We start from the raw sequence: 9196 nt of genomic DNA, 5'->3' as shown, positions 1-9196 counted from the left end.
CCTGGATCAGGTCCAGGAACAGCATGCCGCGCCCGGTGTAGCGCTTGGCCAGCGAGACCACCAGGCGGAGGTTGGCTTCGAGCAGGTGGTTCTTGGCGCGCTTGCCGTCATGGATGATGAATTCAAGCTCGCGCTTGTACTTCGGATCCATCGAGCCGTCGTCTGCATTGATCTTTTCTTCTGCAAACAAGCCGGCTTCGATCCGGAGCGCAAGGTCCACTTCCTGCTCGGCGTTGAGCAGTGCGACCTTACCGATCTGCTTCAGGTAGTCCTTGACAGGATCGGCGGTAGCTCCGGCCGACATGACCTGCTGGACAGGTGCGTCGTCGTCGTCAGCATCGGAGTAGACGAAGCCCTTGCCGGAGCCGACGGCTCCCTTGACGGGATCGGCCTCGGCATCCTCCTCAACGACGTCAGGTGCTCCGAGGATGATCTCATCGAGGTCTTCCTCGACTTCTTCTACTTCATCGGCGTCCGTGTCACCGGCCGATTTCCCGGCCGCCTCAGCAGCAGCCTTAGCGCCGGGCTTGGGCCCGCGCTTCTTGGGCTCACGCTTGCCGTCCGCACCAGCTTCACCGGCAGAAGCCTTGTTGGCTGCCCGCGTGGCGGCCCGCTTGGCGTTTGTTACAGCCTGCTTCTCCTCGGCGGACAGTTCGTCCTGGGCGGCGGGGTCCTTCTTCGTGGAAGACGGGGTCACAGAAAACCTTTCTAGCGGTGGTCTGTGGAATCACCATACGGGCAACACCACTATGACCCTGTCAAGTCCGTGGTGAAAACCAAGCGCCACCACGGCCGGCAGAGTCTATAGATAGAACTGCCGGAGCGGCTGTAATGTTCCCAACCAGGGGTCACTACAAGCACTCGATACACGGACCCAACCGGGTCTCGGCATCCATTGTCTCACGATTTCCCCAAATAGGGCCTAACCCGCCATTCTTGCCGTCTTCGCCTTCAGGCGGCGTCCGGTCCAAATTTTTGCCAGGCAGCCTCCTTCCGCGCCGCCCAGCCGCACAACGTACCCCGGCGCACCACTTGGAGCAGCAGCTCCGCGAGCCGGTACCCGGGCTCGATGCCGAGGGCCTCCCCCAGATATGCGGCGGAGTACGAGCCGCGTCCGCGGCACCACGCGATCCAGCCCCTCCCCGTCAATGCAGCCGCTGCCGGCGTCCCACCCGCCTTGGCGAGGTGCTCCAGGACGAGGTCGAGCGCGTCAAGGCTGTGCCATTGGGGAACGGCCGGCGCCTGCCCCATCAGCACGTCCCCGTAGCCGGGAGTTCCGTCCTGGCCGCCGGCCATCAGGAACCCCTCCCCGCACTGGTCCGGCAGCGCGAAAGGCGGAGAACCAGTGCCATCCGCTGCGGAGGGCACTTCTTCCGGCCCACTATATTCGGCCCCGGGTGCCATTGGCCCCAGCTGTGCGTCCGGACTGAATGTCCCGAACTCTTCGGCCCCGCCTGCAGCCGCTGTCTTCCCCGCCGCCGCCATAACGAGGACGGCGTCGCGCCAGGCCGGCACCAGGAGCGTGGCCCGCAGGAAAGCGTCCCTGTGTACCGACAGCCGTTGCAGGTCCCCGGCCGGGCGGGCCAGTACCGTCTCCCACTGGCCCAGCACCGCGGCAAACTGCGCCCGGCTCTGCCGTCGAAGGTCCAGCTGGGCCGACCATGTGACTTCGGCTTCCAGCACAGCGGCGCGATGGAGGGCAGGAACGTGGCCGGCCGGCTGCCGCCGTTCCGGTGCCGGTCCAATGCTGCTTCCCCGGAACACCATCTCGGTGTTGAGCAGGCTGTCGCGGATTTCCTGGACGGGACGCCCTGGCAGTGGGCAGCATGAGATATCCAGGCACCAAACCTCCCGCCAGAAATCATCCCCGACGTACCAGGCTTCCCTGACCGGCATCCGCGCCTTTTGCAGCATAGAGGTCAGGCCGGCCAGCAAGCCGTCGTAACGGGACGGCAACGTCGCGCCGCCATTGCTGGTGAAGATCGCCAGCAATGTGCCGTCAGCGTCCTTGTCTGCCTCCAGATAGCGCCGGACGGCCCGCAGGAATTTTTCCGGATTGGCCAGGATGCCAGGTTTGGGGAGGTCCAGCCGCAGGGTGGCCCCGACCCTTTTGCCCTGCAGCGTCATGGCCACGAGGCTCTGAGCCGGCCAGTATCCCAGCGAGTGGGGAATGAAACCCAGGATGTCTTCGGGGCCGCGGACTGTGAGCCGTTCTGGAGGTGTCATGGCTCCAGCATTCGCCGGAGGCGGGCCAGCCGACAGTACGGGCGGCAGCTATGTGGAAACCGCCGAAATGCCGCCGGCCCTGTGGAGGACCAGTCAGTCCTCCGATGCGGATGCCTGGCTGCGCCGGGCCAGGTGTTGCCGGCGCTGGCGGGCCAGCGCGCTGCGCAGGGGCGGGACCACAACACCTTGGGCCGCCATCTGCCGCCGCACCTTCCGGCGGCACACCAGCATTGCTGTAACCCCGAAGCCGAGCAGCAGGAACTGGACACTCAGTGCGATCCGGAACGGGTCCAGCCCGTACAGCACTCCGTTGGAGAACCCGCTCGCGTACAGCACGTCCAGCACCAAGCCGATCAGGAAGATCGCTATCAGCGCGGCGATGAAGCCACCCACGTTGACGATGCCCGTGGCGGTGCCAATGCGGTGCGCCGGATTGAAGGTGCGGGCGAAGTCGAAACCGATCATTGAGCCGGGCCCTCCGACGGCGAGCACCACCACCAGGCCGGCCAGCAGCCACAGCGGCGAACGGCCCGGAATCAGCAGCACCGCTGCCCAGGCTCCGGCGGTGGCAGCGGCGATCAGCAGGACCATGGTTGAGCGCCGCAGCGGGTGGCGCGAAACGAAGCGGCCAATGAACGGCCCCACTCCCATGGCGGTTGCCACGTAGAGCGCCATCAGGGCGGCGACCGTTCCGGCGTCGAGGCCCTGGCCGGAGAGGAGGAACGGGTAACCCCAGGTCATGGCGAAGACAGTGCCGCTGAACTGGATGGTGAAGTGGCTCCACAAGCCCAGCCTGGTTCCCGGTTGGCGCCAGGCACGGGCCAGCGAGGCTCCTGTTGCTTTCAGGCCCTGCTGGGCCTGGGGCCGCGGCGTGCCCGGCGGCACGTCCTGCAGGAGCAGCAGCACCAGGACGACGGCGAGTCCCGACATCCCGGCCAGCATCAGGAACGCCGGAGTCCAGCCCGACGCGTGAAGCACGAAGGCGAAGGGGATGACACTGAACAGCTGCCCCAGCTGGCCGGACATACCCGTCAGCTGGGTCACGAGCGGCACCCGGGCGGGCGCAAACCAGAGCGGGATCAGGCGGATCACCGAGATAAAAGTCATCGCATCCCCGGCGCCCACCAGGACCCGCCCGGCCACGCCCCCGGGAATGCTGTCGGCGAATGCCAGCTGGAGCTGGCCCAGCCCCATCAGCACGGCACCGCCGGCGATCATGGCACGTGAGCCGAACCGGTCCACCAGCAGGCCTACGGGGATCTGGAGTCCGGCATAGACCAACAGCTGGAGGACAGTAAAGAACGAGATGGCGGACGCGCTGGCATGGAAGCGCTCGGTGGCTTCCAGTCCCACCACGCCAAAGGAGGTTCGCTGGGAAACCGCCACAAGGTACCCAAAGATACCAACGGTCCAAACCAGCCAGGCGCGGGGTGCAGTCACCTCTTCATTATGCCCGCACAGCCGTGGCCACCCCGGCAGCAGCGGGTTCCCCTACTGGCCGGGGTTCTCGCGGGCGAGGTAGGCCTCTACGGCGGCGCCGAGGACATCCGCATTGGGCAGCTCGTCATTTTCGTCCGCAAGGAGCGAGCGGCGGACCGTGCCTTCGGCTTTTTCGTCGTACCGGGATTCGAGGCGGGACACCACCTGCTGGACATCTTCGGAGGCATCAATCTGCTCGGCGATCTGGCGGCTGACTTCACGGCCGGCTTCCCGGAGCCTGTCCGAGGGCAGCATCAGTGAGGTGGCCGCACCCAGGTATTCAAGTCCTGCGACGGCGGCGGTGGGGTATTCCGCGTCGGCGAGGTAGTGCGGCACGTGGATGACGTAGCCGGCGACGTTGCGGCCGGCCTCCACCAGGCGGAGTTCCAGGATATGGCCCACCGCTGCGGGAACTTCCACCGTTGGCTTCCATACGGAGATGCCCTCGATCAGTTCGGGCCTGTTCCCGTGGACCGTCACGCCCACGGGACGGGTGTGGGGCACGGGCATGGGAATGGAGTGGATCCAGGTGACCAGGTTGACGTCCAGCGCCTCCACGATGCCCACCACTGCCCGCGCGAACCGTTCCCACTGCAGGTCGGGCTCGAACCCTGCCAGCAACAGGAAGGGATTGCCCAGGCCGTCGATAAGCCGGTAGAGGGCGAGCGTCGGCTCCTGGTAATCCTGGAGGTGGTCCTCGACGAACGTTACGTGAGGCCTGCGCGACCGGTAGTCGATCAGCTGGTCCGCATCGAAGACTGCCACCGGCTCGGCGTCGAGCGCGTCCAGCAGTTCGGCATTGATTTGCCTTACCACGTGCCCGGCATCGGCGAATCCGGTGAAGCCCATCACCAAATTCAGCCCCCGGAGTTCGGGGCTGTGGAACAGCTCAATGTTGCTCGCATAGAGCGCGTCAGGGTCCAGCAGGGAGCCGGAGATCCGTTCAAGCACGGCATGTTCCTTTCATAGGTGCGGGTGGACATCCTTATCAACGCCCCAGGACAGCCGGGCATTCCTGCCGTTGGTGTGGCGCACCTCTCAGGAAATACACCAGCTCCGGCGGGGAAGGGCTACGATCGGAACTGGCCTGCCAGACGGGCTTGCAGACACCCGGACTGCGTCCCGAACGATAGTATCCGGGCATCCATGGCAGACCGCCGAACATGCATCCCTGCCCGAACATCTCTCGAGAATTGAGGACTGATCCCTGTGGTCAAGAATACTGAAATCAACCTTAGTACCCTCTCAAGGGACCTGAAGAAGAGCCACAGTGACGCAGTGGTCATCGGCGTGGGTAAGGGCAATGACGGACCGGTCCTCCTGGACAACCCGCTGTCCGCAAAGAGTGCGGAAGCCCTCGCCGAGTCCCTCAAGTCCCTGGGCGTCACCGGCGCCGCAGACCAGGTCGTCCGCCTCCCGGGCCTTCCGGAGACCGGCGCCGGCATCCTGGTCCTCGCTGGCACCGGCAAGGTCTCCGCCGCGGAACCGCTCACGGGAGAGGCCCTGCGGCGCGCCGCCGGTTCCGCTGTCCGCCAGCTTGCCGGCCTCGCAACGGTTGTCCTTGCCCTTCCGACGGCGTCTGTTGCCGACGTCGCGGCAGTCGCCGAGGGTGCCTCCCTCGGCGCCTATTCCTTCACTGAGTTCCGCTCCTCGAAGGACGGGCTGAAGGATCCGGTGACGAATGCCGTCATCTTCACGGAGTTCGCCGACCACAAGGAGACAGGCGCTGCCCTGAGGCGTGCGGCGCTGGTCGGCAAGGCCGTCAACGCCACCCGTTCCCTGGTCAACCAGCCGCCCAGCCACCTCTACCCCGAAACATTCGCCGAGGCTGCCAAGGAGTTGGCCAAGGGCCTGCCGGTGAAGGTGACCGTCTGGGACGAAAAGCGGCTCGAAAAGGAAGGATTCGGCGGCATCATGGGCGTGGGCAAAGGCTCCGCCCGCCAGCCACGCCTGGTCAAGGTGGAATACTCCCCCGCCAAGGCAACCTCGAAGATCGCGCTGGTGGGCAAGGGCATCACCTTCGACACGGGCGGCATTTCCATTAAGCCGGCCCTCGGCATGGGCGACATGAAGAGCGACATGGCGGGCGCCGCCGTAGTTCTTAACACTGTCCTGGCCCTCGCCGGGCTTGGCCTGCCGGTCAAGGCGACCGCCTGGCTCTGCATCGCGGAGAACATGCCCTCCGGCGCGGCCTCACGTCCGGCGGATGTCCTGACCATGTACGGCGGCAAGACCGTTGAGGTCCTGAACACAGACGCCGAAGGCCGGCTGGTGATGGCCGACGGCATCGTGGCTGCCAGCCGCGAGTACCCGGATGCCATCATCGACGTCGCCACCCTGACTGGGGCGCAGCTGATCGCGCTGGGCAACCGCACGGCCGGCGTCATGGGCTCGGACAGCGTGACCGGCCCGCTCAAGGCCGCAGCCGACCGGGCGGGTGAACTGGTATGGCCCATGCCCCTGCCCGAGGAACTGCGCCCCAGCATCGACTCCCAGGTTGCGGACCTGGCCAACATTGGCGAACGCCATGGCGGCATGATGACGGCCGCTGTTTTCCTGCGCGAATTTGTGGGTAAGGGCAAGGACGGCGAACAGATCCCTTGGGCCCACATCGACATCGCCGGGCCTTCCTTCAACAACGCGAGTCCGTACGGCTACACCCACAAGCAGGGAACGGGCTGCACCGTCCGCACCCTGGTGGCCTACGTAGAAGACATCCTCGCCGCCGCCTCCTGATACCACCGGCGGCCACGGGTGCCCTGTGGCACGGGGATGTTCCCTGCGCCGCAGGGCCGCGTGACACTGGACACAAGCGCTCCACAAACGCGGCGCCAAGGTGGAGCATGGATAAGTGGTTCGCTAAGGTGAACCACGGTAGTCACAAATGCAAGAGAACAGGCCTGCTGGCATAATCACGGCAGTGCAAGTTCCAAGACCAGATGATGCGCGCAGATCGCGTCATCGTTCACGCGAGGGAGCGTTTAAGTGGCCGATCAGGCAACTGCGCAAGAATTCGACATCCTGGTACTCGGTGGAGGCAGCGGCGGATACGCCGCCGCTCTGCGGGCCGTACAGCTTGGCCTTACCGTCGGCCTCGTGGAGAAGGCAAAGCTGGGCGGCACCTGCCTCCATAACGGCTGCATCCCCACCAAGGCGCTGCTGCACTCTGCAGAGCTCGCCGACCACGCCCGTGACTCCGCCAAGTACGGCGTGAACGTCACCCTCGACGGCATCGACATCACTGCCGTCAACGCGTACAAGGACGGCATCATCGCCGGCAAGTACAAGGGTCTCCAGGGCCTCATCAAGTCCAAGGGCATCACCGTCATCGAAGGTGAGGGCAAGCTCCAGGGCACCGACACCGTCGTAGTCAACGGCACCGCGTACAAGGGCAAGAACATCATCCTGGCCACCGGCTCCTACTCGCGCACCCTTCCCGGCCTGGAAATCGGCGGCAAGGTCATCACCTCTGACCAGGCCCTGACCATGGATTCCATCCCCAAGAGCGCCATCATCCTGGGCGGCGGTGTTATCGGCGTCGAGTTCGCTTCCGTCTGGAAGTCCTTCGGCGTCGACGTCACCATCGTGGAGGGCCTGCCCTCGCTGGTTCCCAACGAGGACGCCACCATCGTCAAGAACTTCGAGCGCGCCTTCAAGAAGCGCGGCATCAAGTTCTCCACCGGCGTCTTCTTCCAGGGCGTTGAGCAGAACAACGACGGCGTGAAGGTCACCCTGGTGGACGGCAAGACCTTCGAAGCGGACCTGCTGCTCGTCGCCGTCGGCCGTGGCCCCGTCACCGCCAACCTGGGCTACGAGGAAGCCGGCATCACCATCGACCGCGGCTTCGTGATCACCAATGAGCGCCTCCACACCGGCGTCGGCAACATCTACGCCGTTGGCGACATCGTCCCCGGCGTCCAGCTGGCCCACCGCGGCTACCAGCAGGGCATCTTCGTGGCCGAGGAAATCGCCGGCCTGAAGCCGGTAATCGTCGAGGACATCAACATCCCCAAGGTCACGTACTCGGATCCCGAAATCGCTACCGTTGGCTACACCGAGAAGGCTGCCAAGGAAAAGTTCGGCGAGGACCAGGTGCAGACCCAGGAATACAACCTGGCCGGCAACGGCAAAAGCTCCATCCTGGGCACCTCGGGACTGGTCAAGCTGGTCCGCCAGAAAGACGGTCCCGTGGTGGGTGTCCACATGATCGGCGCCCGGATGGGCGAGCAGGTAGGCGAAGCCCAGCTGATCGTGAACTGGGAAGCCTACCCGGAGGATGTAGCCCAGCTGGTGCACGCACACCCCACCCAGAACGAGGCCATGGGCGAAGCCCACCTGGCACTCGCGGGCAAGCCGCTTCACGGCTAGTTTCCCCAAGCACCATAGGGCCTGGTGCACCCGGCACGGAATGCCGGGTGCACTAGGCTTCCAACAAGGCAGCAATCATCCGCACTAAAGATCAATAAGGAGAACGGGGACGACATGTCTGAATCCGTTAACTTGCCCGCCCTCGGTGAGAGCGTCACCGAAGGAACCGTCACCCGCTGGCTGAAGCAGGTAGGTGACCGGGTAGAGGTGGACGAGCCGCTGCTCGAGGTATCCACCGACAAAGTAGACACTGAAATTCCCTCTCCTGTAGCTGGCGTGATTGAGGAAATCCTGGTTGCCGAGGACGAGACCGCCGAGGTCGGCGCTCCCCTGGTACGCATTGGCGACGGCGCCGGTGGCGGTGCTCCTGCCGAAGAAGCACCCGCAGCAGCTCCCGCAGAAGAAGCCCCCGCGGCCGCCCCGGCCGAGCAGGCTCCTGTACAGGAAGCACCCGCCCAGGAAGCGCCGGCAGCCGCCCAAGAGGCACCGGCAGCCGGCGGCGAAGGGCATGAAGTCACCCTCCCGGCGCTGGGCGAAAGCGTCACCGAAGGCACCGTCACCCGCTGGTTGAAGGCCGTGGGCGACTCCGTAGAGGTCGACGAGCCGCTCCTGGAAGTTTCCACCGACAAGGTTGATACCGAAATCCCGTCCCCGGTAGCCGGTACCCTCCAGGAAATCCGCGTCAACGAAGACGAAACGGCAGAGGTCGGCTCCGTCCTGGCTGTTATCGGTTCAGGTGCAGCGGCTGCCCCTGCCGAAGCACCGTCCACCGAGGCGCCGGTCCAGGAAGCCCCCAAGGCTGAAGCTCCGAAAGCTGCAGCGCCCGCACCGGCACCCGCCCCGCAGGCTGCGCCGGTCCAGGCCCCCAAGGCTGCACCTGCCCCGCAGGCTGCGCCGGTCCAGGAAGCCCCCAAGGCAGCACCCGCCGCGGCCCAGGCCGCTCCGTCCAACGGCGCAGCCGAATCCGGTTACGTCACTCCCCTGGTCCGCAAGCTTGCCAACCAGCACGGTGTGGACATCGCCTCGCTCTCGGGCACCGGTGTGGGCGGACGCATCCGCAAGCAGGACGTCATCGCCGCCGCCGAAGCCCAGGCCGCCCCCGCCGCAGCCCCTGCAGCAGCAC

General features: G+C 65.6%; 7 protein-coding genes. 3 read left to right on the top strand and 4 right to left on the bottom strand.

The genetic code is table 11. The features are described 5' to 3' along the window. The 4 genes from AC5RWX_RS26715 to AC5RWX_RS26700 all read right to left on the bottom strand — a co-directional run. A partial coding sequence (locus tag AC5RWX_RS26715; protein WP_494099292.1) for a sigma-70 factor domain-containing protein occupies window positions 1-697 on the bottom strand: 697 nt, incomplete at its 3' end. A 254-nt stretch (window positions 698-951) separates the two neighbouring features. Beyond that, window positions 952-2226: a DUF4192 family protein gene (locus AC5RWX_RS26710; RefSeq protein WP_494099291.1), complete on the bottom strand. Its 1275-nt coding sequence runs from the start codon at window positions 2224-2226 to the stop codon at window positions 952-954. A gap of 93 nt (window positions 2227-2319) precedes the next feature. Beyond that, window positions 2320-3666 carry an MFS transporter gene (locus tag AC5RWX_RS26705; RefSeq protein WP_494099290.1) on the bottom strand — a complete coding sequence of 449 codons (1347 nt, stop codon included), beginning with the start codon at window positions 3664-3666 and terminating at the stop codon, window positions 2320-2322. A gap of 51 nt (window positions 3667-3717) precedes the next feature. Next, the gene (locus AC5RWX_RS26700; protein WP_494099289.1) at window positions 3718-4656 is read right to left on the bottom strand and encodes a proteasome assembly chaperone family protein; all 939 of its coding nucleotides are present in this window, start codon (window positions 4654-4656) and stop codon (window positions 3718-3720) included. Window positions 4657-4914: 258 nt separating this feature from the next. On the opposite strand from AC5RWX_RS26700, the gene AC5RWX_RS26695 reads away from it, so the two are divergent. From AC5RWX_RS26695 to AC5RWX_RS26685, 3 genes are all read left to right on the top strand, one after another. Beyond that, a complete protein-coding gene (locus tag AC5RWX_RS26695) occupies window positions 4915-6441 on the top strand; it encodes a leucyl aminopeptidase (RefSeq protein ID WP_494099288.1) in 1527 nt (508 codons plus the stop codon). A 249-nt stretch (window positions 6442-6690) separates the two neighbouring features. After that, the gene (lpdA, locus tag AC5RWX_RS26690) at window positions 6691-8073 is read left to right on the top strand and encodes a dihydrolipoyl dehydrogenase (protein WP_163163109.1); all 1383 of its coding nucleotides are present in this window, start codon (window positions 6691-6693) and stop codon (window positions 8071-8073) included. A 114-nt stretch (window positions 8074-8187) separates the two neighbouring features. After that, window positions 8188-9196: biotin/lipoyl-containing protein (locus AC5RWX_RS26685; protein WP_494099287.1), on the top strand; the 1009-nt coding region annotated here is incomplete at its 3' end.

This window comes from Arthrobacter sp. SPT-J7 (assembly GCF_059089965.1).
The sequence above is the reverse complement of the archived record's forward strand: the minus strand, read 5'-3'. Positions and strand labels throughout refer to the sequence as shown.

What these genes read in the sequence shown, in the direction of transcription:
- AC5RWX_RS26710 (WP_494099291.1), bottom strand. Translation starts at nt 2,226, where the DNA reads ATGACACCTCCAGAACGGCTCACAGTCCGCGGCCCCGAAGACATCCTG.